The organism is Pelagimonas sp. KU-00592-HH (genome assembly GCF_040369695.1).
Classification (GTDB): domain Bacteria; phylum Pseudomonadota; class Alphaproteobacteria; order Rhodobacterales; family Rhodobacteraceae; genus Shimia.
The window spans coordinates 16,451-39,204 of sequence record NZ_BAABWM010000002.1 but is presented as its reverse complement, the minus strand read 5'-3'; the positions used below and the strand labels follow the sequence as shown (position 1 = coordinate 39,204).

20 protein-coding genes are annotated in these 22,754 nt (G+C 63.0%); 10 read left to right on the top strand and 10 right to left on the bottom strand.

The features are described from left to right. Window positions 1–4: 4 nt before the first annotated feature. The 3 genes from ABWV42_RS07325 to ABWV42_RS07315 all read right to left on the bottom strand — a co-directional run bounded on the left by ABWV42_RS07325 (window position 5) and on the right by ABWV42_RS07315 (window position 2,347). The gene (locus ABWV42_RS07325) at window positions 5–1,207 is read right to left on the bottom strand and encodes a UbiH/UbiF family hydroxylase (protein WP_353339561.1); all 1,203 of its coding nucleotides are present in this window, start codon (window positions 1,205–1,207) and stop codon (window positions 5–7) included. 95 nt (window positions 1,208–1,302) lie between these two features. Further along, window positions 1,303–1,527 carry a hypothetical protein gene (locus ABWV42_RS07320; RefSeq protein WP_353339560.1) on the bottom strand — a complete coding sequence of 75 codons (225 nt, stop codon included), beginning with the start codon at window positions 1,525–1,527 and terminating at the stop codon, window positions 1,303–1,305. Between the two features lie 175 nt (window positions 1,528–1,702). After that, the gene (locus tag ABWV42_RS07315) at window positions 1,703–2,347 is read right to left on the bottom strand and encodes a pyrimidine 5'-nucleotidase (protein ID WP_353339559.1); all 645 of its coding nucleotides are present in this window, start codon (window positions 2,345–2,347) and stop codon (window positions 1,703–1,705) included. A gap of 113 nt (window positions 2,348–2,460) precedes the next feature. Between ABWV42_RS07315 and ABWV42_RS07310 the strand changes: the two genes are divergently transcribed. Next, on the top strand, window positions 2,461–3,102 hold the full coding sequence (locus ABWV42_RS07310) for a GntR family transcriptional regulator (protein WP_255108414.1): 642 nt from the start codon (window positions 2,461–2,463) through the stop codon (window positions 3,100–3,102). A 17-nt stretch (window positions 3,103–3,119) separates the two neighbouring features. Here ABWV42_RS07310 and ABWV42_RS07305 read toward each other — a convergent pair whose 3' ends face one another. Continuing rightward, entirely contained in the window at window positions 3,120–4,925 is a 1,806-nt protein-coding gene (locus tag ABWV42_RS07305) for a glycosyltransferase (RefSeq protein WP_353339558.1), read from the bottom strand. Window positions 4,926–5,041: 116 nt separating this feature from the next. Beyond that, the gene (locus ABWV42_RS07300; RefSeq protein WP_353339557.1) at window positions 5,042–5,932 is read right to left on the bottom strand and encodes a LysR substrate-binding domain-containing protein; all 891 of its coding nucleotides are present in this window, start codon (window positions 5,930–5,932) and stop codon (window positions 5,042–5,044) included. Between the two features lie 98 nt (window positions 5,933–6,030). Here ABWV42_RS07300 and ABWV42_RS07295 point away from each other — a divergent pair, with 98 nt between their 5' ends. After that, window positions 6,031–6,735: an SDR family oxidoreductase gene (locus ABWV42_RS07295; RefSeq protein ID WP_353339556.1), complete on the top strand. Its 705-nt coding sequence runs from the start codon at window positions 6,031–6,033 to the stop codon at window positions 6,733–6,735. Beyond that, window positions 6,725–6,976 (top strand): DUF6552 family protein, encoded by a 252-nt coding sequence (locus tag ABWV42_RS07290; protein WP_353339555.1) that lies wholly within the window; start codon window positions 6,725–6,727, stop codon window positions 6,974–6,976. Before ABWV42_RS07295 ends, ABWV42_RS07290 begins: the two co-directional genes overlap by 11 nt. A 132-nt stretch (window positions 6,977–7,108) precedes the next feature. Here ABWV42_RS07290 and ABWV42_RS07285 read toward each other — a convergent pair whose 3' ends face one another. Continuing rightward, on the bottom strand, window positions 7,109–7,378 hold the full coding sequence (locus tag ABWV42_RS07285; RefSeq protein WP_353339554.1) for a hypothetical protein: 270 nt from the start codon (window positions 7,376–7,378) through the stop codon (window positions 7,109–7,111). 161 nt (window positions 7,379–7,539) lie between these two features. Then, window positions 7,540–8,697, bottom strand: a complete 1,158-nt coding sequence (gene carA / locus ABWV42_RS07280) for a glutamine-hydrolyzing carbamoyl-phosphate synthase small subunit (protein WP_353339553.1) — start codon at window positions 8,695–8,697, stop codon at window positions 7,540–7,542. Window positions 8,698–8,879: 182 nt separating this feature from the next. On the opposite strand from carA, the gene ABWV42_RS07275 reads away from it, so the two are divergent. Continuing rightward, entirely contained in the window at window positions 8,880–9,344 is a 465-nt protein-coding gene (locus tag ABWV42_RS07275; RefSeq protein WP_255108399.1) for a GatB/YqeY domain-containing protein, read from the top strand. 68 nt (window positions 9,345–9,412) lie between these two features. Here ABWV42_RS07275 and ABWV42_RS07270 read toward each other — a convergent pair whose 3' ends face one another. Together ABWV42_RS07270 and ABWV42_RS07265 are read right to left on the bottom strand one after the other, a co-directional pair. Further along, the gene (locus ABWV42_RS07270) at window positions 9,413–10,723 is read right to left on the bottom strand and encodes a calcium-binding protein (RefSeq protein WP_353339552.1); all 1,311 of its coding nucleotides are present in this window, start codon (window positions 10,721–10,723) and stop codon (window positions 9,413–9,415) included. A 225-nt stretch (window positions 10,724–10,948) separates the two neighbouring features. Continuing rightward, window positions 10,949–11,746, bottom strand: a complete 798-nt coding sequence (locus ABWV42_RS07265) for a phytanoyl-CoA dioxygenase family protein (protein WP_353339551.1) — start codon at window positions 11,744–11,746, stop codon at window positions 10,949–10,951. 169 nt (window positions 11,747–11,915) lie between these two features. Between ABWV42_RS07265 and ABWV42_RS07260 the strand changes: the two genes are divergently transcribed. The 3 genes from ABWV42_RS07260 to ABWV42_RS07250 all read left to right on the top strand — a co-directional run bounded on the left by ABWV42_RS07260 (window position 11,916) and on the right by ABWV42_RS07250 (window position 16,013). Then, on the top strand, window positions 11,916–12,950 hold the full coding sequence (locus tag ABWV42_RS07260) for a putative 2-aminoethylphosphonate ABC transporter ATP-binding protein (protein ID WP_353339550.1): 1,035 nt from the start codon (window positions 11,916–11,918) through the stop codon (window positions 12,948–12,950). After that, window positions 12,947–14,902, top strand: a complete 1,956-nt coding sequence (locus ABWV42_RS07255) for a putative 2-aminoethylphosphonate ABC transporter permease subunit (RefSeq protein ID WP_353339549.1) — start codon at window positions 12,947–12,949, stop codon at window positions 14,900–14,902. The genes ABWV42_RS07260 and ABWV42_RS07255 overlap by 4 nt, the downstream gene beginning before the upstream one ends. 142 nt (window positions 14,903–15,044) lie before the next feature. Next, window positions 15,045–16,013, top strand: coding sequence for a LysR family transcriptional regulator (locus ABWV42_RS07250; protein WP_353339548.1), 969 nt, complete (start codon window positions 15,045–15,047; stop codon window positions 16,011–16,013). 8 nt (window positions 16,014–16,021) lie between these two features. On the opposite strand, the gene ABWV42_RS07245 is transcribed toward ABWV42_RS07250, so the two are convergent. After that, on the bottom strand, window positions 16,022–17,533 hold the full coding sequence (locus ABWV42_RS07245) for a trimethylamine methyltransferase family protein (protein WP_353339547.1): 1,512 nt from the start codon (window positions 17,531–17,533) through the stop codon (window positions 16,022–16,024). Between the two features lie 186 nt (window positions 17,534–17,719). On the opposite strand from ABWV42_RS07245, the gene ABWV42_RS07240 reads away from it, so the two are divergent. The 3 genes from ABWV42_RS07240 to ABWV42_RS07230 all read left to right on the top strand — a co-directional run bounded on the left by ABWV42_RS07240 (window position 17,720) and on the right by ABWV42_RS07230 (window position 22,744). Then, complete coding sequence (locus ABWV42_RS07240) at window positions 17,720–20,152, top strand: GcvT family protein (protein ID WP_353339546.1); 2,433 nt, start codon at window positions 17,720–17,722, stop codon at window positions 20,150–20,152. Between the two features lie 5 nt (window positions 20,153–20,157). Next, a complete protein-coding gene (gene hisD, locus ABWV42_RS07235) occupies window positions 20,158–21,423 on the top strand; it encodes a histidinol dehydrogenase (protein ID WP_353339545.1) in 1,266 nt (421 codons plus the stop codon). 64 nt (window positions 21,424–21,487) lie between these two features. Further along, window positions 21,488–22,744 carry a PAS domain-containing protein gene (locus ABWV42_RS07230; protein ID WP_353339544.1) on the top strand — a complete coding sequence of 419 codons (1,257 nt, stop codon included), beginning with the start codon at window positions 21,488–21,490 and terminating at the stop codon, window positions 22,742–22,744. The last annotated feature ends 10 nt before the right edge of the window (window positions 22,745–22,754 follow it).

Here is a 22,754-nt window from a genome sequence, read left to right as displayed (position 1 = left end):
CCGGTCAGCGCGCCCCGAGACCCATCTGCATCAGCGTCTTGCGCACCGGTGCCAGCGAGTAGAGCGCGTTGAGGCCCATTGCGCGGGCGTCGCGCAGGGCGGGCGTTTCGACCATCGAGGCGCGGTTCAGCATGTCGATGCCCTTGACCCGCAGTTTGACCTCGGTGAAGCGTTTGCGGTGGTAGGTTTCGAGCATCTGGCGGCTGCCAAGGTCGGCGGGGCTGGCTTTGGCGAGATCGAGCAGGATGCGCATGTCGCCCAAGGACATGTTGAGCCCCTGCGCACCGATGGGCGGCACCACGTGGGCGGCTTCGGCCACCAGTGCGAGGCGTTCGCCGTAGAGGGTTTCGGCGGATTGCGAGATGATCGGCCAGATAGTGCGGCGCGAGGCCAGTGTGAGCGGGCCGAACAGGGAGCAGCTGCGCTCGGTCATTTCGCGTTCGAAATCGGCCACGTCCATGTTGAACAGCTCTTCGGCGCGGGGACCGCGTTCCATCCAGACCAGCGCGGAGGAGGGTTTGCCCTGGTAGTCGGGCAGGGGCACGAGGGTGAAGGGGCCGCCTGAGCGGTGGATCTCGGTCGAGACGTTCTCGTGCGGGATCGGGTGGGTGACGGCGAAGGCGAGTGCCTTTTGACCATAGCGGGTAGTGTGGACCTTGATGCCTGCGGCCTCGCGCATGGGGGAGTTGCGGCCATCGGCGGCAATCACGAGGCGGGCCGTGGTGCGGCTGCCGTCGGTGAGGGTGACGCGGGCTTCGTCGGTGCGGGTGAAAAGCGTGGTGGTCGCGGTGCCAAGCCGCAGGTCGACATTGTCCATCTCTTGCAGGCGGGCCAGCATTTCACGGCGCAGGAGCCAGTTTGGCAGGTTCCAGCCGAACGGCAGGTCGGAGATGTCGGTGGCGTTGAAATCCTTGACGATGCGCGGTTCGGGAACTTCGCCGCCTGCATCGACGATGCGCATGATCTGAAGCGGGGCGGCGTGGGGCGCGAGGCGTTCCCAGAGGCCTGCTTCGTCAAGCAGGGCGCGGGCGGGTTGCAGGAAGGCGGTGGTGCGCAGGTCGGAGCCTGCGGCGTCGCGTTCGGTGATCGGCGGGGCCGGATCGACGCATTGCACGGAAAATCCGGCGCTTGCAAAGGCGGCGGCTGCGGTCAGACCGGCGATGCCGCCACCAGAGATCAGGATATCGGTTTGGGATGTAGCCGTCATGGGCGCCTCATTGGTTCTCCGGGCCTTGGGCGCAATCTAGCGCTGGTGGCCCGGGGTTCCAAGGGGCGGAATGACGCCTTGCCCTGCGTCGGTGATTAACCGCGCGAGATGATCAGCAGGATGACCCAGATGACCGGAACAAGGGCCACGGCAGGCATGTAGAGGCCGGGAATGCCGAAGGCATAGACAGCCGAGCCCCAAGCGACGACAACGGCGGCCAGAACGGCGTAGATCATGGCCAGGCCGGACTTGGAGATGACTTCGTCGTGGTGGGTGTCTTCGGTGGTTTCGATGACGGGGTTGGTGTCGGTAAGGCTCATGCGCGTTTCTCCTGTCGAGTGTGGTTCCCTGTCTCGGCAGATAGCGATGGGCGCTGCGAATCCAAGGGGGTGTGACCCCGTGTCATGCTGCACGGCGGCAGGAAAATCAATACATATTCGCATAAATGAATTAATATATGCGCAGATTAGAAAGTATGCATGGGTTGACCCTGATTCAGGTCAGTTTCGACAGGAAGTCGGGCAGGTCGTCGGTGTGGTGGTGAATGTGGTCCGCGTCATGCGGATCGGGGGCCACGTGCACGGTTTTCATGCCCATCTCGTGCGGCGCCATAAGGTTGCGCGGATCATCTTCGAACATGGCGGCGGTTTCGGTGGTGACACCGTCGAGTTTGAACACCGCTTCAAAGGCGGCGCGTTCCGGTTTGGGCAAGTAGCCTGCGTGTTCAACGCCATAGACCGCATCGAACAACCCGTCGAGACCACGTGCGTTCAGCACCTGTTCGGCATAGGGCGCGGTGCCGTTGGTATAGACGATGCGCCGTCCCGGCAGGGCCTTGATTTGCGCGGCGAGGTGGGGGTCTTTTTCCAGTTCGGCAAAGGAGATGTCGTGCACGTCCACAAGATAGGGGGCGGGGTCGACATCATGTTCGCGCATCAGGCCGGCGAGGGTGGTGCCATATTCCGCCCAGTAGTGTTTGCGCAGGTGGTTGGCCTTGGGCCGGTCGACGCCGAGGGCGTTCATCACGTAGTCGGTCATCCGCACCTCGATCTGGTCGAAGAGACGTGCGTGGGGCGGGTAGAGCGTGTTGTCGAGGTCAAAGACCCAGGTGGTCACGTGGGAGAAGGCTTGTTTCGGCATGGGGGCAAAATAGGTCCGAGAGGGGCTGCGTGCAATGGCGGGGTTGATTATCGGCACGCGCGTGGCATAGGCTCGTGTGTCAGCGCCTGCAAGAGCGCATACGGGGAGAAATCATGTCGCAAGGAAAATCGCCGAACAAGGATGCGTATTCGCTGATCCTCGGAGCCATTGACGTGGGCGTGTTCAAGCCCGGCGACCGGTTGGTCGAAAGCGATCTGGCAGAGCGGTTCGGGGTGTCGCGGACACCGATCCGCGAGGCGTTGCAGCGACTGGAGACGCAATCCCTTCTGGCGCGGGACGGGCGGAGCCTGATCGTGTCGTCGCTGGATCACAACCAGATGGCCGAGCTTTACGTCGTGCGTACCGAGCTTGAAGGACTGGCGGCGCGGCTGGCGGCGAAACACGCGACGCCGGAAGAGGTGCGGGTGTTGCGCGACATGGTGGAAGAGGACAAGGCGCTGGTGAATGACCCGTCGGCCTTGTCGCGGGCGAACCGCCGCTTTCACAAGCAGATCCACCTCGCGTCGCACAACCGCTATCTCGTGCAGCAGCTTGACCTCGTGCACCGGTCGATGGCGCTGATGGCGACCACGTCGATTGCCGCCGAAGGGCGCAGCGAGGACACGCTGGTCGAACACGCGGCCATCGTGAACGCGATCGAGGCCAAGGATGAGGACGGGGCGTACAAGGCGCTCAAGGATCACATCTCGAAGGCCTTCGTGACCCGCCTCAAGCAGGAAAACACGGACGGGTAAGGGCCGTTTTCGCGGGTTCAGGGGGCTGTGGCGCTGGTGCCTTCTTGGGTTTTTCCGTGGGCTGTCTTGTCCCAGTAGAAGGGGATGAACAGCAGTTCGAACAGGGCCTTGTAGGCGGCAAGCGTGGCCATCGGGAAATAGGCCACCATTGCAAAGACCCAGGGGATGAGCGCGTTTCGGCCCTGGCCTGAAATCGAACGCAAAGAGATCAGCGCGTTGACCATGCCAAAGCCGAGAAACAGGGCTGCGGTGCCGGGGGGCAGGGCGCTTTCGAACGGTGGCGAGACACCGATCAGGCCCAGCCAGAACAACCAGATCAGCGGGGCGAGCAGGAACTGGGACAGGGTGCAGGCAAAGACCAGTTGGATGCCGAGAAACTGGCGGAAGCCGACGTCATGCAGGAGCCGCAGGGGCGCACGCATGTGCACGAGCCATGTCACCATGTAGCCCTTGAGCCAGCGTGATCTTTGGCGGACCCAGGCCAGCGGTTGGCAGTTGGCTTCTTCCTGTGTGACCGTTGGGATGAGTTCGGTGCGCCAGCCGAAACGGGCAATGCGCATGCCAAGGTCGGCGTCTTCGGTGACGTTGTGGGCGTCCCAGCCGCCAAGCGCTTCGATTGCGCGGCGACGCAGGAACAGGGTCGTGCCGCCCAGTGGCACCGCAAATCCGATGCGGGCGAGACCGGGCAGGACGGTGCGGAACCACGTGGCGTATTCGATGGTGAAACAGCGGGCGATCCAGTTGGTGTAGGGGTTGTAGTAGTCAAGGACGCCCTGCAGGCAGACCACCGCTGGCGGGGCGGCGGCAAAGTAGTTGGCAACGGTTTCGAGCTGGTCCGGGGCGGGGGCGTCTTCGGCGTCCCAGATGCCGATGATGTCGCCCTTGCAGAAATCCAGAGCATAGTTCAGCGCGCGCGGTTTGGTGGTGAGGCCGGAGCCGGCGGGAACGGTGACGACCCGCATCCAGCGCGGCAGGGTGGTGTGTTTGAGTGCGGCCTGCGTGGTGTCGTCATGGGCTTCGAGCACCAGCAGCACGTCAAGCAGGGCCTCGGGGTAGGTCAGGCGGCTCAGGCGGTTCACGAGAACCTGCGCCACTTCTCTTTCGCGGAACAGTGGCACCATCACAGAGATGCGCGGCAAGGGGCCTTGGAGCGGGGGCGCGGGGCGCGGTGGGGCGCAGGCCATGAAGGCGGCGATTTTCATGACCGAAACGGCAATTAGGGAGAGTGCCGCAAAGACCGTGAGAGCCGAAAAAAACGCAGAGGGGGCAAGCAGGATCAGGCAGGTGAGGAGGATCAGTGTCGCCCAGATGATGCGGCTGCGTTGGCGGCTGTGGTGCCAGTTGCGGCAGCTGTAGTCGGGCGCGGTTCGGGTTTCGGCCTGTTTGGTGAGTGTCGGGCGGTGGGTTGCGATGAGGGCGGTTTCGATCTGCGCGGGGGTGGCGACGGCGATCAGCGCGCCTTTGAGCGGGGCGGATTGCGCTTCGGGCAGGAGGGCCAGTGCGGCGGCCAGACGTTCGGGGGCGCCGGTGGCGAGGATCAGGAGGCCGCCCAGGCTCTGCCATGGGATCACGTTGTGGCGCAGGCAGAAGGTGGCGGGCAGGAGATGGGCGAGATTGGGGTCGGGCGGCGTTTCGGAGAGATCGACGGCCTGCATGTCGAGCTGGCGGGACAGCAGGTCGCGTCTTGCCTCGGGCGAAAGCCAGCCGCGGGCGGCGAGGATTTCCATCAGGGTGGCATCCCAGAGCGGCAGACGCTCGCGGGCATGGAAGAGTTGCCAGGGGGCCAGAAGGCCGGATTTGAGCAGACGCAGACCAAGGGACATTGTCCCCGCCGGAGCGGCAGGACGCGCATCTGTCAGGCGCAATAACGGTTCACTCACGGCCTGTCCCCCATAGGTCGATCCGCGGGGGATTTTGGCGGGCCTTGGTTAACAGGGTCTTAAGTTGGCCGTGGGTGTTGCCCGTGGGGCGCTGAGGCCTGTGTCATCCATTCAATCACCGCGGCAACGGCGGGTCTTTTGCGGGTGTCACGGCGGACGAGGAGATAGAAATCGGAGTCGCCTGTCATGACCTCGGGAACGACCTGTACGAGATTGCCTGCTTCGATCTCTTTGCGCAGGAGAAACCGGCTTGCCAGTGCGACGCCCTGACCCGAGATCGCGGCGTCGATGGCAAGGGCTGTCTGGCTGAGCTGGAGGCCGTGAAGCGCATCGTGTTTGGAGGGGGCGTTGCCGAGAAACTTTGGCCAGAGACTGTGGGCGTCGTGAATCCTTGGCAGGCTGGCGAGCGCGTCCATGTCCGGCGAGATCTTGTTGACGAGTTCCGGCGCGGCGACGGCGATGATCTCCTGTTTGAACAGGAGGTGGGCATCGAGGCTTGCGCCGAACGGGGGATTGCCCTGTCGGATGGCGAGGTCGATCCCGTCCGCATGGAAGCTCGACACCTTTTCGGTTGCGACGATCCTGAGATCGATGTCGGGGTGTCGTTCGCTGAAGTCGGGCAGGTTGGGGATCAGCCATTTCGAAGCAAATGTCGGTGTCACGCTGATCAGGACCTTGTCGGCCTCGGGCAGCAGGGTTTCCGTGGCCTCGCGGAGCGTGGTGAAGGCGGTTTGCACCTGCGCGTGGTAGCCACGTCCGGCAGCGGTGAAGATCAGGCCCTTGGAATGGCGCTCGAACAGCTGGATCCCAAGCTGTGCTTCCAGCGCGCGCACCTGCTGGGCCACCGCGCCCTGGGTGACGTCGAGTTCCTGGGCGGCGGCCTGAAAGGTGAGATGTCGGCCGGCCGCTTCAAAGGCGCGAAGGCCGTTGAGGGGTGGGAGGTTTTTCATAAGGAAGTAGTAAAACTGCAGGCATGTGGCGTCAATTCTGATTTCAGAAGGGGACTTTTCGCTCCTATGTTGCATTGAGAATGACGATGGAGGCAGTAATGACTGTAGAAAAAGTAGCGCTTGTGACGGCTGGTGGCTCTGGCATGGGGGCGGATGCGGCACGTCGATTGGCAGCGGATGGGTTCCGGGTTGGCGTTTTGTCTTCGTCGGGCAAGGGGGAGGCTCTTGGCACGGAACTCGGAGGGTTCGGCGTTACCGGCTCAAACCTTTCGGGGGCGGATCTTGGTGCGCTGGTCGAGGGGGTAATGGAGCGTTGGGGGCGTGTCGACGTCCTGGTGAATTCGGCCGGACATGGCCCCAAGGGCGGTGTTCTGGAGATGTCGGATGAGGACTGGCATCAGGGTATGGAAGTGTACCTGATGAACGTGATCCGGCCGACGCGCCTCGTGACGCCGATCATGCAGGCGCAGGGGGGCGGCGCGGTTATCAACATATCGACCTTTGCCGCCTTTGAACCCGATCCGCTGTTCCCGACGTCGGGTGTGTTTCGTGCTGGGCTGGCGGCCTTTGCCAAGCTGTTTGCCGACAAATACGCGGCTGACAACATCCGGATGAACAACGTGCTGCCCGGCTTTATCGACAGCCTGCCCGAAAGCGAAGACCGCCGCAGCCGCATTCCGATGGGGCGGTATGGAAAGGCGGGGGAGGTGTCTTCGCTGATCTCATGGCTCGCGTCCGAGGGCGGTGGATACATGACAGGGCAGAACCTGCGTATCGACGGGGGGCTGACGCGTGCCGTCTGAGGTGCTGGCGCCCGGTCGGGGCAAGGATCAGCTGGCGTTCTGGGTGAAGTGGGGGGCGTCTGTCATCCAGATCATCGGCTATACCGCGACGGGGTTTGGCTGGACCCCGTGGAACCTCTACCTGTTCCTGGTGGGGGTGCTTGGGTGGTTTGTTGTCGGCGTGCTTTGGAACGACCGCGCGATCATTCTGATCCACCTGGTTGCACTTGCCGCGATGATCGCGGGAATGAGCAGCGGGTAGCAAGTCGTCCCAAACCCGTAGGCCGTTTGTCCTCCCAGAGTTTGCTTTCTGGAAGGACAAGTTTTGCGACTAACGAGTCAGCTTGACGACTAAATTCGGCAGTAGAGCGAACGCGCTGTCACTGTAGTTGGACTAAGATTGTGATGTACGGTCAACGAAGCCTTGAAGCATTCTCTGGGCGTTTTCGAGGGCATCGATTTCCAACGCAATTTGCTTGGCGTCTTCCATGCCTTCTCCGCGCACCTGCGACAATGCGTTTGCTCTGATTTCGTGCATAAAAGCGATGCTCTGATCTAGTTCGCCGATTGTTGCTGAGGCGTTCTTTATCAGCTCATCACGAGTGGGAAGGGCGTAGTGGGCGTCCACTAGATCTTTCGATTTCTTATTGATGTGCCAAGGCATCGTCATCTCCGTAATAGGGTCCTCCCATTGAATGTGATATTATAACAGGGCCCGAAGCGCAAGGACAAAATGTCGCAGGCAAACCTACTTCCTCGGAAAGAAAAAGAGCCTGCTTCTTTCGAAGCAGGCTCCAGTTTTTTAGGTTTCGATTTGGCCGGGGCTCAGGCGCTGCGGGCGTCCATGGCGGCGGCGAATTTTTCGAAGAGGTAGAAGCTGTCCTGCGGGCCAGGCGAGGCCTCGGGGTGGTGCTGGACCGAGAAGACCGGGCGGTCGGCGATGCGGATGCCGCAGTTGGAGCCGTCAAACAGCGAGACGTGGGTTTCCACGACACCTTCGGGCAGGGATTGCGCGTCGACGGCAAAGCCGTGGTTCATCGAGGTGATCTCGACCTTGCCGGTCTCGTGATCCTTGACCGGGTGGTTCGCACCGTGGTGGCCGTGGTTCATCTTGACGGTCTTGGCGCCCAGCGCCAGAGCCAGCATCTGGTGGCCGAGGCAGATGCCGAAGACGGGCAGGTCGGTTTTCAGGATGTCCTGGATCATCGGCACGGCATATTCGCCGGTGGCTGCCGGATCGCCGGGGCCGTTCGACAGGAAGACGCCATCGGGGTTGTGGGCGAGGATCTCGTCTGCGGTGGCAGAGGCGGGCAGGACGGTGACGTCACAGCCGGCCGAGGCGAGGCAGCGCAGGATGTTGCGCTTGGCGCCGAAGTCGAGGGCGACGACCTTGTGTTTGGGGGCCTCCTGACGCGGGTAGCCGTCGGGCCATGCCCAGCGCATTTCGTCCCAGCGGTAGGATTGGGCGCAGGTGACGTCCTTGGCGAGGTCGAGACCTTCGAGACCCGAGAAGGCGCGGGCCTTGGCGATCAGCGCCGCGGTGTCGAAGTTGCCTTCGGGATCGTGTGCCAGTGCGACGTGCGGCGCACCCTGCTGGCGGATGGCGCGGGTCAGGCGGCGGGTGTCGACCCCGCCGATGGCGATGCGGCCGCGGGCTGCCAGCCAATTGTTCAGCGTGTCAACCGAGCGCCAGTTGGAGGGTTGGGTCGGGTCCCATTTGACAACCATGCCCGCGGCAACCGGATCGCCGGTCTCGTCATCCTCGGGGGTGACGCCGGTGTTGCCGATGTGGGGGAAGGTGAATGTCACGATCTGGCCCGCGTAGGACGGGTCGGTCATGATCTCCTGGTAGCCGGTCATGGCGGTGTTGAAGCAGAGCTCTGCAACGGTGTCACCGGTGGCCCCGAAACCGCGTCCGTAGAAGACGGTGCCATCTGCAAGGGCAAGGCAGGCTGTGGGTTTGGCGTTGGGATCCTGGACCATGGGGCGACTCTCCGGCTGACAAATTGTCGGGAAACTATGTCGAGGCGGGCGCAGCGTCAAGGGAGAGAAAAAAATGGTTTTCGTTTAAAAACAATAACTTGGCAAAATCGCGCGGTGCTTGCTTCGAAACCGCGCTTTATATATGTTCCCGGCTTCATGATTATCAGCAAACGGGCGATGCCATGACATTGCGAGACGACATCAATACCGCACTTAAACAGGCGATGCGGGATCGGGCGGCTGACAGGCTTTCGACCCTGCGTCTTGTGACTGCCGCGATCAAGGATCGTGACATTGCGGCACGAGGCAATGGGGACGAGGGCAGCGTCGGTGACGACGAGGTTCTGGGGATCCTGTCGAAGATGGTCAAGCAGCGCCAGGAGAGCGCGCGGACCTATGAAGAGGGCGGGCGTCTGGACCTTGCGGAGCGGGAATTGAACGAGATCACCGTGATCGAGGAGTTCCTGCCCAAGAAGCTTGATGATGGCGAGATCATTGCTGCCATCGACGCCGCGATTGCCGAGATTGGCGCAAGTTCGATCCGCGATATGGGCAAGATCATGGGCGTACTGAAAAGCAAGTACACCGGCCAGATGGATTTCGGCCAGGTGGGCCCGATGGTCAAGGATCAGCTGAACAAGGGCTGATCGTTCCAACGGCACATAGAAAAAGGGCCGCCCGGATTGGGCGGCCCTTTTGCGTTGTTTGATCCGGATTAGATAAAATCGTACTGGATCAGTTCGAAATCAGCGAGTGTCAGGCCTTCGAGCAGGAACTTGATCGTGCCATCGAGGGTCATTTCCAGACCATCTGCTGTTTGGACACCAACGAAGAGCGTCGGCTCGTGTACGCGGATGACGTCTTCTTCCACGTTGAAGTCTTTCACAGTGTCGTGGCCGTTGTTGATGGTGTCGAAGAAGACGAAGCTGTCTCCTCCCGCGCCGCCCATCAGGGTGTCATCGCCAACGCCGCCACGGATGGTGTCGTTGCCGTCACCACCGTTCAGGATGTCCGCGCCGCTGGCACCGGTCAGGTAGTCATCGCCCTTGCGGCCATAAGCGACATCATCGCCGTCACCACCGTGGATGGTGTCATTGCCGCGTTCGCCGCGCAGGGTGTCGTTGCCGTCATCGCCCTTGATCAGGTCGTCGCCGTCGCCACCCGAGGCAAAGTCGTCACCGCGTCCACCGTAAAGCTGGTCGTGGCCCGCGCCGCCGAAGAGGTCGTCGTTTTCGTCGTTGCCCGACATCTTGTCGTTGCCGGCGCCACCAACCATGGTGTCGTTGTCACGGCCGCCGCGCATCACATCATCGCCGGCTTCGCCGAACATCTCGTCATTGCCGGTGCCGCCAAGCAGGCGGTCACGTCCGTCGCCGCCGAGCAGCAGGTCATCGCCGCCACCGCCTTTGAGGGTGTCCTTGCCGTCTTCGCCGAACAGGCAATCGGCACCCGAGCCACCATTGACGTTGTCGTCGCCGGCACCGCCGGCCATGACGTCGTTTCCGTCACCACCGGTCATGGTGTCGTTGCCGTCACCGCCGAGCATGGTGTCATTGTCGCCGCCACCGCTCATGTCGTCATTTCCGGTGCCGCCGTCCATGAAATCGTTGCCCGCGCCGCCGACCATTTCGTCGTGACCGTCGTCGCCGCGCAGGTCGTCATCGTCACCGCCGCCGTCGATCACATCGTTGTCGGCACCGCCATAAAGCGTGTCCATGCCGAGGCCGCCATAGAGGCTATCGTTGCCAGCGCCGCCAAGGGCACCATCGTTGCCGCCATTGCCGTTGAGAACATCATTGCCGCCAAGGGCGTCAAAGGCGCTATTCACGGAGGACAGCATGTTGAGGGTATCATCACCTTCCGAGCCGACAACGGAGGCGGCCCAGGCCGAGTTGTGGTCATAGGTGCCGGAGATGATGAAGTCGTGGGTCCAGCCGAGCGCCGCGACCAGATCAGTCCAGGTCTGGCGGGTTGGGGCGACAATGCTGTCCGCGGTTTTCGAAGGGGTTGGTTCGGAACGTGCCATGGCAGTGGCCTTTCGCGCTTAGAGAATGTGGAAATTGGGTGGTACAATTAGGGCAATAATGGGGCAGTTGGGGCCGCTTCGTCAACGATCTGCGGGTTTGGAAACAGTTTGTTAACGAATGGGCGCTAATGGGATTCGTGTGATTTTTCTTAAAAAGAAGGCGCTTCGGAGGGGACCGAAGCGCCTTTATTCTTTGTTTTTTCCCCTTGAACGCGGGGTTTTGCCTCAGCGGCCCCAGATCACCGGGAACCAGTCTTCGCGCAGGCGCTGGCCCTCTTGCATGTCGTGGTCGGGGAAGGGAGGCGAGGTGCGGCCCGGACGTTCGACATAGCGGGCATCATCGCCCACCAGACGCAGGGAAAACGCGCGACGGCGGGTTTGCGAGGTGTTGCCGCGTGCGCCGTGCAGGATGCCATAGTTGAAGGCCACCGCATCGCCGGGCTCCATCTGCCATTCCAGAATGGTCATGCCTTCGGCCTCCGGGTCGGGGACGGGCATGTAATCGTCGACATTCGGGAAGTAGCTTTCCTCGCTGACCCAGCGCATCGGCAGCACGGGCTTTTCCCAGTTGTGCGAGCCCGCGACCATGCGCAGGGCGGCCTCCTTGACCGGATCGAGGGGGGACCAGAAGCTGACGGTCTGTTTGCCCTCGACAAAGTAGTAGGGGCCGTCGGTGTGCCATGGCGTTGCCATCGAGGTGCCGGGCTCCTTGACCAGCACGTGATCGTGGAAGACCTGAACCTCCTGCGACTGCATCAGGTCGGCGGCGACTTCTGCGGCGGGAGAGGTACGGATCACCTCTTCGAACTCGGGAATGCGCTGCCAGTTGCAGTAGTCGTCGAAGAAGCGGCCGGATTCGCCGTCTTTCTTGTTTTCCGAAGCATAGGGGCCGGGGGTTTCCATGTTGCGGGCAACGCCCTTGCGCAGGGTGTCGACATGGTCGGCAAAGAGGCCGCGGATCAGCACCACGCCGTCGCGCTGGTAGGTGGCGATGTCTTCGGGGGTGATCAGGGGGCTTGGCATGGCGATGCTCCTTGCATGGTCTTCTCTTGGGCAAGTCGTGGAGCGGATTGCGGACGTCGTCAAGGCGGGAAAATCGGATTTGGATTTCGTTAAATCTGTCTAGGGGCAAGTGGCTGGATTTTCGTATGAAATTGGTGTTTGTCTAGGGGAGAAAATTATGGGGCCAGACATGGCATTTGACGAGACGTTTCTGGACATCGAGGCCTTGGGCAAGACGTTTGACGGGTTTGCCGCGCTAAGAGAGGTCTCGCTGTCGGTCCGCGAGGGGGAGTTTGTCTGTTTCGTGGGGCCGTCCGGCTGTGGCAAGACCACCCTGTTGCGGGCGATTGCGGGGCTGGATCGCCAGAGCAGCGGCCGCATTCTGCGCAAGGGGCAGGACATTTCTGATGTGCCACCTGCGGCGCGTGATTGCGGGATCGTGTTCCAGTCTTATGCCCTGTTTCCCAATCTCACGGTCTCGCAGAACATTGCCTATGGCCTGCCGACCGGGAGGAGGCACCGTGCGGCCAATGCGGCGCGGGTGGAGGAGATGCTGGCGCTGATCGGGATGCAGGACCACGCGGGCAAATACCCTGCGCAACTGTCGGGGGGACAGCAGCAGCGGGTGGCGCTGGCGCGGGCGATGGCACGCGGGCCGGGGCTGTTGCTCCTGGACGAGCCGTTGTCGGCGCTGGATGCCAAGGTACGGGTGCAGTTGCGCGACGAGATCAAGGGATTGCAGCGGCGGCTGGGCGTGACGACGATCATGGTGACGCATGATCAGGAAGAGGCGCTGGCGATGGCCGACCGGATCGTGGTCATGAACGCGGGGCGGGTCGAACAGGTGGGCACGCCTGCCGAGGTTTATGGCGCACCGAAGAGCCTTTTCGTGGCGGAGTTCATTGGCGAAATGAACCGTTGGGAGGGTGTTGCTTGCGGCGGGACCCTCGAAATCGGACAGGAGCGCGTGGCCTGTGCGGGCGAGGGGGAGGTTGTCGCGGCGATCCGGCCCGAGGATGTGGTGATTGGCCAGGGCCGGATCCGGGCAGAGGTGTCCGAGATGGAGTTCCTCGGCGCCTTCTGGCGCTGCCGGTTCGCGGCGCGCGGCATGGAGATCGTGGCCGATGTTCCGGCGCAGGGGATTGACGGGATTGCAGTGGGCGACGCGGTGCAGGTTGATCTGCCGGAACACCGCCTGCACCTCTTCGGGGGCGCATCCGCGTGACACGGTTCAGGGACGAAACGGTGCTGCGATTGGGGCTGCTGGTGGTGGCGCTTTACTTGCTGGTGGCGCTGGTGCTGCCGTTGGGGGCGATCCTTGGCAAATCGATGACCACCTACCGGTTCGACCTGTCAAAGTTCGAGATCATGGTGAGCGACGAGGCGGGTGTTTTTGGCGGTGCGGTCCTGAACGCAGCCGAAGTAAATGCAGCGCTTGGCGTCTATAGTGAGGGTGACATTGTGACGGGGCGCGATGGGCGTCTGTCGCCGGTGGCGCTGTTTCCGGATTTCAGCTTTCGCAGCCCAGTGAAGTACCGTGTGCGCGGGATCAACGGGGGACAGTTCCTTGTCGGGGCGGCCCCGCATGGTGCGGATTGGGTCGAGGTGGATTCCAACACCTTCCGGCGGGTGCAGCTCCGGCCCGATGCGGCGCGGGGTTTTGGCAATTTCGCGCGCTACTTCAGCAGCCCTGCGCTGGCCGGGTCGATCATCAATTCGCTGGTTGTCGCGACGATCAGCACCGTGGTGACGGTGGCGCTTGCCTTTTGGTTTGCCTATGCGGTGCAGCGCAGCCGGATGTGGGGGCGGGGCCTGTTCCGGATGGTGGCGATGGCACCGCTTCTGGTGCCGAGCCTGTTGCCGGGGATCGCGCTGATTTACCTGTTCGGCAATCAGGGGATGCTGAAGGGCCTGTTGATGGGTGAAAGCATCTATGGGCCAATCGGGATCGTGATCGGCTCGGTGTTCTTTACCTTTCCGCATGCCTTTTTGATCCTGTCGACGGCCCTGTCGCTCTCGGATGCGCGACTTTACGAGGCGGCAGAGGCGCTTGGGGCGTCGAAGGGACGGATGCTGCGCACGGTGACGTTGCCGGGCGCACGCTATGGCCTGATCTCGGCCGGCTTCGTGGTGTTCAATCTGGTGATCACGGATTTTGGCCTGCCGAAGGTGATTGGCGGGCAGTTCAACGTCTTGGCGGTGGATATCTACAAGCAGGTGATCGGCCAGCAGAATTTCGAAATGGGGGCGGTTGTCTCGGTGATCCTGCTGATCCCGGCGGGGCTGGCTTTCGTGGTCGACCGGATCGTGCAGCGGCGGCAGGTGGCGGCGCTGAGCGAGCGGGCGGTGCCTTATGTGGCGGCACCCTCGCGTGGGCGGGACCGGGTGTTGCTGGTGCACTGCGGGATGGTGAGCCTGTTCATCCTCGGGGTGCTGGGGGTGTGCCAGTATGCGGCGCTGGTCAGGTTCTGGCCCTATGACCTGAGCCTGACATGGCAGCATTTCCGGTTTGATCTTGTCGATGGTGGCGGCTGGGCGTCTTATTGGAACTCGCTGCGGCTGGCCGTGCTGGTGGCGGGGCTGGGCACGGTGTTGATCTTTGTCGGGGCCTATCTGGTCGAGAAGGCACCGGGCATGGGACGTGCGCGGGGGACGGTGCAGGCGATGGCGCTGATGCCGATGGCGGTGCCGGGCATGGTGCTGGGGCTGGCCTATATCTTTTTCTTCAACGCGCCGGGCAATCCACTTGGTGGGATTTATGGCACGATGGCGATCCTCGTGATCTGTACCGTGGCGCATTTCTACACGGTGGCGCATCTGACGGCGGTGACCGCGCTCAAGCAGATGGACGGCGCGTTCGAGGCGGCTTCGGCGAGCCTTGGCCAGCCGGTGGTGCGGCTGTTCTTGCGGGTGACGGTGCCGGTGTCGCTGCCGGCGGCGCTGGAGATCGGGATCTATCTTTTCGTGAACGCGATGACGACGGTCTCGGCGGTGGTGTTCCTGTATAGTCCCAAGACCACGCTGGCCTCGGTGGCGGTGCTGAACATGGATGATGCGGGTGACGTGGCGCCGGCGGCGGCGATGGGGATGTTGATCTTCTATACCAACCTTGCCGCGCGGGGGCTTTACGCGGGGATCGCCCGTGGGCTGTTGGCGCGCACGCAGGGCTGGCGGTAGGGGCGCTGCCCCTCTGTCCCCGGAGCAGGTCCGGGGCCATTCACCCCGGAGTATTTCGCGGTGCATTGAAGCGCGGGATGGGTGCTTGCCTTGGGGTGGGGAGTGTCCGAGAGTGGCGGCAAGCTATCGGGAGTGAAGTGGTATGGCGCGTGATGATCTGAGCCTGCGGGGGCTGGAGTTGTTCCAACTGGCAGCGGCGGCGGGATCGTTGCAGGCGGTGGCGCGCGAGACCGGTTTGTCGGTGAGCACGGTGTCGCATCACCTCAAGACGCTGGAGGCGCAGTTGGGGGTGTCATTGCTGGATCATGGGCGACGTCCGATGGTGCTGACGCCAGCGGGGGGCGTGTTCCTGAAGCATGTGGATGAGGCGCTGCGTTTGATCCGGCGGGCGCGGGCCGAGGCCTCGGCCGGCAATATCACGGAGGCGACACACCTCAGGATCGGGATGATCGAGGATTTCGACAGTGATATCGGGCCGGAGCTGGCGGTGTTTCTGTCGGAGGCGATGCCGAAGTGTGACTTTCTGCATCGCACCGATCACAGCCACATGCTGTTGGAGATGCTGCGCAATCGGGCGCTGGATATCGGGGTGGCAATGCGTCCGGCGGATGCGGTGCTTGAGGCGCAGGAATACCCGTTGTTGCGCGATCCCTTTGTGGTTGCCCTTCCGGCGCAGAGCGAAGTCACGCCGGAAGACTGTCTGGCGGGGCGGGCGGGGATGCCGTTTCTGCGCTATACGCAGAACCAGATCATGGGGCGGCAGATCGAGGCGCAGTTGCGGCGCATGAAGCGAGTGTTGCCGACACGGTTCGAGATCGAGAACAACCAGACGATCATGGCGATGGTGGCGGCAGGGGCCGGGTGGTGTGTGACCACGCCGATGCTTTATGCGCGCGCCAAGCGGTTTCACGGGCGGGTGCGGTTGCACGAGTTTCCGGGCAAGAGCTTTGCGCGCAATATCTCGGTTTTTGCCACGCAGGATTGTTCGGAGAGCGTGGTGCGGATGGTGGATGTGAAGCTGCGTGCCTTGCTGGCGCTGCACGCGATCCAGCCAGTGCACGAGGCGATGCCCTGGCTGGCGGATGGATTTCGGCTTTTGGAAGGCGAATAAAGCCCCGGCTAGAGGATGTTGAAGCGGTCGCGGATGGCGGCGTCCTGCGCGGGAGAGAGGTATTGCGGCTGATGGTCGGCCAGGATGCGGCGGGCGGTGTCGCGGGCGCGGTCCCAGGCTGATTGCGCACCGGACTGCGCCCATGTGCGCGGCTCTTCCCGGTCGGCGAGTTCGGGGTAGTAGTAGTCGCGTTCCATCGCGGCATGGGTTTGGGCGTGGCCGAGGAAATGGCCTTCGCCGAGTACGGCGTCGCGAATGGCATCGAGGCCGAGAGTATCATCGCTGACTTCGACGCCGCGCAGGACGCGGTAGGTGTGGGCGTGCATTTCGTTGTCGAGGATGAAGCCTTCGAAGCTTGCTCCTAGAAGGGCGGCGGTCATGCCGGAGCTTTCGTAGATCAGGTTGCCGCCTGCCAGTGCGGCGGCAAGGGAAGTGAGGCCTTTTTCCATGCCGTACTGGGCGTCGATGGCCTTGGCGTCGGTCATGGAGGCCGCGACGCCCGAGGGCAGGCCGAGCCAGTTGGAGAGCTGGGCCGAGGCGGCGTTGAGGAGGGCGGTTTCGCCCCCGCCGCCCGAGAAGGCGCCGCTGCGCAGGTCGATCACGAAGGGCCAGTTGGAGAAGACCATCGGGTAGCCGGGCTGGATGGCGTGGACCATGACCAGCGAGGCGAGGGTTTCGGCAAGGGAATGGGCGAGGAACCCGGCCAGGGTGGCGGGAGCGGTGGCCCCGGCCTGGGCAGCGGTGATGCAGGACATCGGGATATTGTGGCGGATACATTCGTAGACCACGTCGACCGCGTCTTCGCCGTAGCGCAGGGGCGAGATGACGGGGCTGATGTGGGCCTTGACGAAAGGGCGTTTGGAAAAGGCGCCGTCGCCACCGGCGGCGATGTCGAACATCTGCACGATCGGGGCGACGTGTTCGGCGATGGTGAAGGCGGTGGCCACCGGCTTGGTGGTGTTCTTCATCAGCGCGTAGGCGGTGTTCACATCCAGATCAAGGAGATCGGGCAGATCGGTGGCGATGCAGCAGCGGGTGAACCAGCTGACGTTGGGCAGGGTGTCCTGCAGGCGGGTGAAATCGTGCAGGTCGGCCAGGGTCGAGGGGCGGTAGAGACCGGTGTCGATGTCCAGCGTCTGGACCGCCGCGCCGCCGGTGCCGAAGTGGACGGATGTGCCGCCGACCTCGATGCTGCGGTCGGGGTCGCGGCCATGCAGGATAAACTGTTTCGGGGCGCGGGCGATGGCATCCTCGACAAGGGCGCGGGGGAATTCGATGCGCGCGCCGTTTTCGCGTGCGCCGGCGGCCAGAAGATCGCTGCGCAGGCGGGCGGGCACCTCGCCCATGCCGAGGGTGTCGAGCAGGGTGAGGGCAGCGTCATAGATGCGCTTGAGATCGGCGTCTGACAGGGGGCGGTAGAGGCCACCCGGCTGACCGGGGGGGCAGGGATCGACTTCGGGTTTTGCTGCGCGCTGGGCGATGCGGGCCTTGCGTCCGCCGCGTTTTCGCATTGCCGTCATGGGGGCCTCGTTCGTGATGGTTGCGGGCAGGATAGAGGCGGGATGGTCGGGCGGGACAGGTGAGAAATGCAGTTTCGCATTTCAGGGAAAGTATTTTCGAAAATTTCGGATATAGCGATGCGGCGTTGATCTTTGATGCGGCTTGGCCACTGGTCTTGTGTAAGACTTGTTTTCCGGGAGAGACTTATGAAATCGCGCACGAAGGTCGTGGTCATTGGTGGCGGGATCGCCGGCTGTTCGACGTTGTATCACCTGACGCAGGAAGGGTGGAGTGATGTGGTGCTGGTGGAGCGCGACGAGCTGACCAGCGGAACGACCTGGCATTCGGCGGCGCAGGTCACCAATTTCGGCATGAACCAGACGATGGTGGGGCTGAAGACGCATTCGATCAATCTTTACAAGGAACTGTCCGAGGACCCGGAGTATCCGATCAATTACCACCATGCGGATGGCGGTATCCGGCTGGCCAATACCGAAGAGCAGATGATGGGCTATCGGCATTTTGCCTCGATGGCGCGGGGGATGGACGTGCACTTCGAGGTGATCGACGCCGAGGAATGTGCGCGGCGGCATCCGCTGATTTCGACGGAGAACCTTGTGGGCGGGCTATGGGATCCGCTGGACGGGGATATTGATCCGGCACAGCTGTGTCAGGCGCTGGCACGACGGGCGCGCAATGCGGGGGCCGAGGTTTATCGAAATACGCCGGTGACCGGCCTGACCCAGCACAAGGATGATACCTGGACCGTGCATACGGAGAAGGGAGATATCGACTGTGACATCGTGGTGAATGCCTGTGGCTATCGCGTGAACGAGGTGGGCGCGATGATGGGGGTGCATCATCCGGTGATGTCGATGGAGCACCAGTATTTCCTGACCGAGGAAATTCCCGCCATCAAGGAGGCCGGACACCGGATGCCGTTGTTGCGCTGTCCGATCAGCGATTATTATTCGCGGCAGGAAAAGAACGGGTTGCTTGTCGGGTTCTATGAGCAGGGCTGCAAGACCTGGGGCATGGACGGGATTGATCCGAAGTTCGTGAATGCCCTGTGTCCGGATGATCTTGACCGGGTAACGGATGTGCTTGAGGGGGCCTTTGCGCGGATGCCGGCCTTGATGGAGGTGGGGATTCACACGGTCGTCAACGGGCCGATCACCTATACGATTGACGGTGCGCCCCTGGTGGGGCCGATCCCGGGCAAGCGGAATGCCTTCTGTATCATTGGTCTGAGGGCGGGGCTTGGTGAAGGGGGCGGGCATGGCTGGCTTCTGGCGCAGCAGATCGTGCATGGCGAGGCCTGCTATGACACGTGGTGCCTTGATCCGCGTCGGTTCACGGGACATGCCAATGTCGAGTTGACCGCGCTGAAGGCGATCGAGGACTATCAGAACGAGTTCCGTTTCCATTTCCCGAACGAGCATCGCCCGGCGGGGCGGATGGCCAAGACAACGCCGCTGACGCCCGTGCTGGCGGCGGAAGGGGCCGAGTTCACGGTGGTGAACGGCTGGGAGCGGGCGGAGTATTTCAAGCCCGCCAAGGAGTTCCATCCGACGCATACCTTTGGCTTTGACGAGGCCGAGCCAGTTGTGGCGGCCGAGGTGAAGGCGGTTCAGGAGGGTGTGGGCCTGTGCGAAGTGAACGGGTTCAACCGCTTCGAGATCACCGGCGCGGATGCGCATGGGTTCCTTGACCGGATGTTCTGTGGGCTGGTGACGCGGCGCGCGGGGCGTGTGGGGCTTGGTTATCTGCTGAACCATCACGGGATGATCAAGGGCGAGGCGACGATTGCCAATATTCCGGCCTCGGATCGCGGTGGCGCGCGTATCTGGTATGGATCGGCGGCGGCGTCGGAGTTTCACGACATGGACTGGCTGACCTCGCATCTGCGCGCGGATGAGGACGTGCAGATCAGGAGCCTGACCAACGAGCAGACCATCCTTGTTCTGGCGGGGCCGAAGGCGCGGAATGTTCTTTCGGCGGTGTCGCGCGGGGATTGGTCGAAGGCGGCGTTTCCTTGGTTGAGCGTGCGCGAGTGTTTCGTGGGGATTGCGCCGGCCACGGTGATGGCGGTGAGCTTCTCGGGCGAGCTGGCCTATGAAATCCATGTGCCAAATGCCTCGCTTTATGCGGCTTATCTCGCGCTGCGCGAGGCCGGGGAGGCGCATGGGATGCGTCTGTTCGGGGCGCGGGCGGTCGAGTCGATGCGGCTTGAGAAAGGGTTCCACCATTGGAAGGCGGACCTGATCACCGAGTATGATCCTTTCGAGACCGGGCTGAACCGGTTTGTGCGGATGGACAAGGATTTCGTTGGCAAATCCGCTCTGGTGGAACGGATGGCTGCGGGGCAGAAGCGCAGGCTTGTCTGTCTGCATGTGGACTATGCCGATGCGCGGGCGCATCCCGGTGCGTCGGTCATGGTGGGCGACAAGGTTGTCGGCACGGTGACGTCGGGCGCCTGGGGGCATCGGGTGGCGATGAACCTGGCCTATGCCTTTGTGGATCGCGAGGTTTCTGGGACCGGCACCCAGCTGAGTATCGACATCTGCGGGGACATGGCCGAGGCCGAGGTGATCGCCTTTGGCCCCTATGATCCGGCGTTCGAGAAGGTGAGGGCATAAGCGCGATGGCGATAACCTATCTCAAGCGGGCCGAGCCGCGGCCGCCGTCGGAGAACCTTGATCTGCGCGATAGCGTGGCGATCATGCTGCACAATATCCGCGATGGCGGCGAGGAGGCCGTGCGCCGCTATGCCGAGCAACTGGATGGTTGGTGCGGGGAGATCGTGCTGGGCGATGCAGAGCGGGCGGCGGCCTGTGCGCGGGTGCCGGAGCAGACGAAGGACGACATCCGCTTTGCCCATGCCAATATCCGCCGCTTTGCCGAGGCGCAGATGGCGACGATCCAGGACTGCGAGATCGAGGTGATGCCGGGGCTTTGGGCGGGGCAGAAGCAGATCCCGATGAACAGCGCGGGCTGTTATGCGCCGGGTGGGCGGTATTGTCATGTGGCCAGCGTGTTGATGACGGTGACCACGGCCAAGGTGGCCGGGGTGAAGCAGATCACCGCAGCGTCACCGCCGCGCGGTGCCGAGGGGCTGCGCGACGAGATGATCTATGCGATGGACCTTGCCGGGGCCGACCGCATCCTGACCCTTGGCGGGGTGCAGGGGATCGCGGCGATGGCGGATGGGCTGTTTGGCGGCGTGCCGGCAGATATCCTTGTTGGGCCGGGCAATGCCTATGTCGCCGAGGCCAAGCGGATGCTGTTTGGCGGTGTGGGGATCGACATGTTTGCCGGGCCGACCGACAGCCTTGTGATTGCCGATGAAACAGCCGACCCGACCACCGTGGCCTGGGATCTGGTCGGACAGGCGGAACACGGCGCCGACAGCCCGGTGTGGCTGGTGACGACGTCGGAAAAGCTGGCACGCGAGGTCATGGGGCTGGTGCCGCATCTGATTGGCGAATTGCCCGCGCCGAACGGGCCGGTGGCGCAGGTTGCATGGGATGAGCGGGCCGAGGTGGTGCTGTGTGATACGCGTGAAGAGGTGGTCGAGGTCTCCGATCGCTATGCGCCCGAGCACCTGCATGTGCAGGCGGCGGATCTCGATTGGTGGCTGGGGCGGCTGAGTGCTTATGGATCGTTGTTTCTTGGCGAGGAGACGACGGTGCCTTTCGGGGATAAATGCGCCGGGCCGAACCATGTGCTGCCGACAAGCGAGGCCGCGCGTTATACCGGCGGGCTTTCGGTGCATAAGTTCACCAAGACCGTGACCTGGCAACGCTGCGACACGGCGGCTTCGCGGGTTCTGGCGGAACGCACGGCGCGGATCAGCCGTCTCGAGGGCATGGAGGGCCACGCGAGGTCAGCCGAGATGCGGCAACGCTGATTTACGGGTCGGCAATCTCTTTGCGCTAGGGCTGGGCAACCGGAACCAGCGCAGAGAGGACCGCATGACACAGGAAAACGAACAGGTCGGCACCGAGGTGGATTGGGGCTGGACCGAGTTGATCTATTCGCGCACCGATGCGCGGGGCGTGATCCGCTTTGCCAACCCGACCTTCTGTCGGGTGGTTGGCATGGAGATGGACGCGTTGCGCGGGGCGCCGCATCGGATCGTCCGGCACGCGGATATGCCCAAGGGGGTTTTCTGGATTTTCTGGGATCGCCTGAAGCAGGGTCTGCCGGTTGCGGCCTTTGTGAAGAACCGCACCATGAGCGGCGATTACTACTGGGTCTTTGCCTTCGCCAAGGCCTGTGAAGGCGGGTATCTCTCGGTGCGGTTCCGGCCGCGTGGCCTGCTGTTCGAGACGATCCGCAAGGAATACGAGGCATTGCGCCGGGCCGAGCGCGAAGAGGGGCTTTCGCCGGAGGCGTCGGGCAAGCGGCTTTTGGCGCGTCTGGCAGAGCTGGGCATGGAGGACTTCGAGGCCTTCATGTCGGCGGCGCTGGCCGAGCAGAGCGCGATGCGGCACGAGGCGCTGGGCCGGGTCGAACAGGTGCGGGACCGCACGGTGCGCGAATTGATTGGCCGCGTCGACAAGGCACAGGGCATCATCGACGACATGGCTGTCGGGTTCGATAGGATCCGCGGTGAGCCGATCAACATGCGCATCCTGTCGGGGCGCATGGATGATGGCGGCATGGCGATCAGCACGATCTCGCAGAACTATGACACGATGGCCTCGGAAATGTGGGAGGACCTGGCGGCGCTTGGCGCGATCGAGGGCAGTGATCTTCAGGCTATGCGCCATGCCTTTCACCAGGGCCACTTTGCCCTGATGATCGAGGAAATCCTTGGCGATGCCGCGGATGCGCTCGAACAAGAGGCAGGGGCGTTTGACGGCGATCTGGCGATTGCCGCTGATGTGGCCCTGTTGCGCGACATGGTGGACGAGGCCGAGAGTTTCGCGCGCCGCAAGGTGTTGCGGATCATCCAGCGTTGCCGTCTTTTGCCGGAAACCTGTCGCCGGTTGCGGCGCAAAATCAACGGTCTGGACGTGGTAAAATTGTTGTGCCGGGTGGAAAGCGGCCACATGGGCGAACGCGACACCGGGCTGGAGGGTATTATCGGCCGGCTGGATGATTTCCACAGCGATGTGGATCGGCAGCTCGATGGTTTGTCGGACTGCGCGCGCCAGATCACCAGCGACGGGCAGGCGCTGCTGCTTAGTTCAAATTCTCCACATAATCCCGCGCCCCGTGCGTGACTCCTGTGCC

What these genes read in the sequence shown, in the direction of transcription:
- ABWV42_RS07270 (WP_353339552.1), bottom strand. Translation starts at nt 10,723, where the DNA reads ATGGCACGTTCCGAACCAACCCCTTCGAAAACCGCGGACAGCATTGTC.
- ABWV42_RS07265 (WP_353339551.1), bottom strand. Translation starts at nt 11,746, where the DNA reads ATGCCAAGCCCCCTGATCACCCCCGAAGACATCGCCACCTACCAGCGC.
- ABWV42_RS07285 (WP_353339554.1), bottom strand. Translation starts at nt 7,378, where the DNA reads ATGCCTTGGCACATCAATAAGAAATCGAAAGATCTAGTGGACGCCCAC.
- ABWV42_RS07300 (WP_353339557.1), bottom strand. Translation starts at nt 5,932, where the DNA reads ATGAAAAACCTCCCACCCCTCAACGGCCTTCGCGCCTTTGAAGCGGCC.
- carA (WP_353339553.1), bottom strand. Translation starts at nt 8,697, where the DNA reads ATGGTCCAGGATCCCAACGCCAAACCCACAGCCTGCCTTGCCCTTGCA.
- ABWV42_RS07315 (WP_353339559.1), bottom strand. Translation starts at nt 2,347, where the DNA reads ATGCCGAAACAAGCCTTCTCCCACGTGACCACCTGGGTCTTTGACCTC.
- ABWV42_RS07310 (WP_255108414.1), top strand. Translation starts at nt 2,461, where the DNA reads ATGTCGCAAGGAAAATCGCCGAACAAGGATGCGTATTCGCTGATCCTC.
- ABWV42_RS07245 (WP_353339547.1), bottom strand. Translation starts at nt 17,533, where the DNA reads ATGACGGCAATGCGAAAACGCGGCGGACGCAAGGCCCGCATCGCCCAG.
- ABWV42_RS07230 (WP_353339544.1), top strand. Translation starts at nt 21,488, where the DNA reads ATGACACAGGAAAACGAACAGGTCGGCACCGAGGTGGATTGGGGCTGG.
- hisD (WP_353339545.1), top strand. Translation starts at nt 20,158, where the DNA reads ATGGCGATAACCTATCTCAAGCGGGCCGAGCCGCGGCCGCCGTCGGAG.
- ABWV42_RS07295 (WP_353339556.1), top strand. Translation starts at nt 6,031, where the DNA reads ATGACTGTAGAAAAAGTAGCGCTTGTGACGGCTGGTGGCTCTGGCATG.
- ABWV42_RS07325 (WP_353339561.1), bottom strand. Translation starts at nt 1,207, where the DNA reads ATGACGGCTACATCCCAAACCGATATCCTGATCTCTGGTGGCGGCATC.
- ABWV42_RS07275 (WP_255108399.1), top strand. Translation starts at nt 8,880, where the DNA reads ATGACATTGCGAGACGACATCAATACCGCACTTAAACAGGCGATGCGG.
- ABWV42_RS07320 (WP_353339560.1), bottom strand. Translation starts at nt 1,527, where the DNA reads ATGAGCCTTACCGACACCAACCCCGTCATCGAAACCACCGAAGACACC.
- ABWV42_RS07240 (WP_353339546.1), top strand. Translation starts at nt 17,720, where the DNA reads ATGAAATCGCGCACGAAGGTCGTGGTCATTGGTGGCGGGATCGCCGGC.
- ABWV42_RS07305 (WP_353339558.1), bottom strand. Translation starts at nt 4,925, where the DNA reads ATGTCCCTTGGTCTGCGTCTGCTCAAATCCGGCCTTCTGGCCCCCTGG.
- ABWV42_RS07250 (WP_353339548.1), top strand. Translation starts at nt 15,045, where the DNA reads ATGGCGCGTGATGATCTGAGCCTGCGGGGGCTGGAGTTGTTCCAACTG.
- ABWV42_RS07260 (WP_353339550.1), top strand. Translation starts at nt 11,916, where the DNA reads ATGGCATTTGACGAGACGTTTCTGGACATCGAGGCCTTGGGCAAGACG.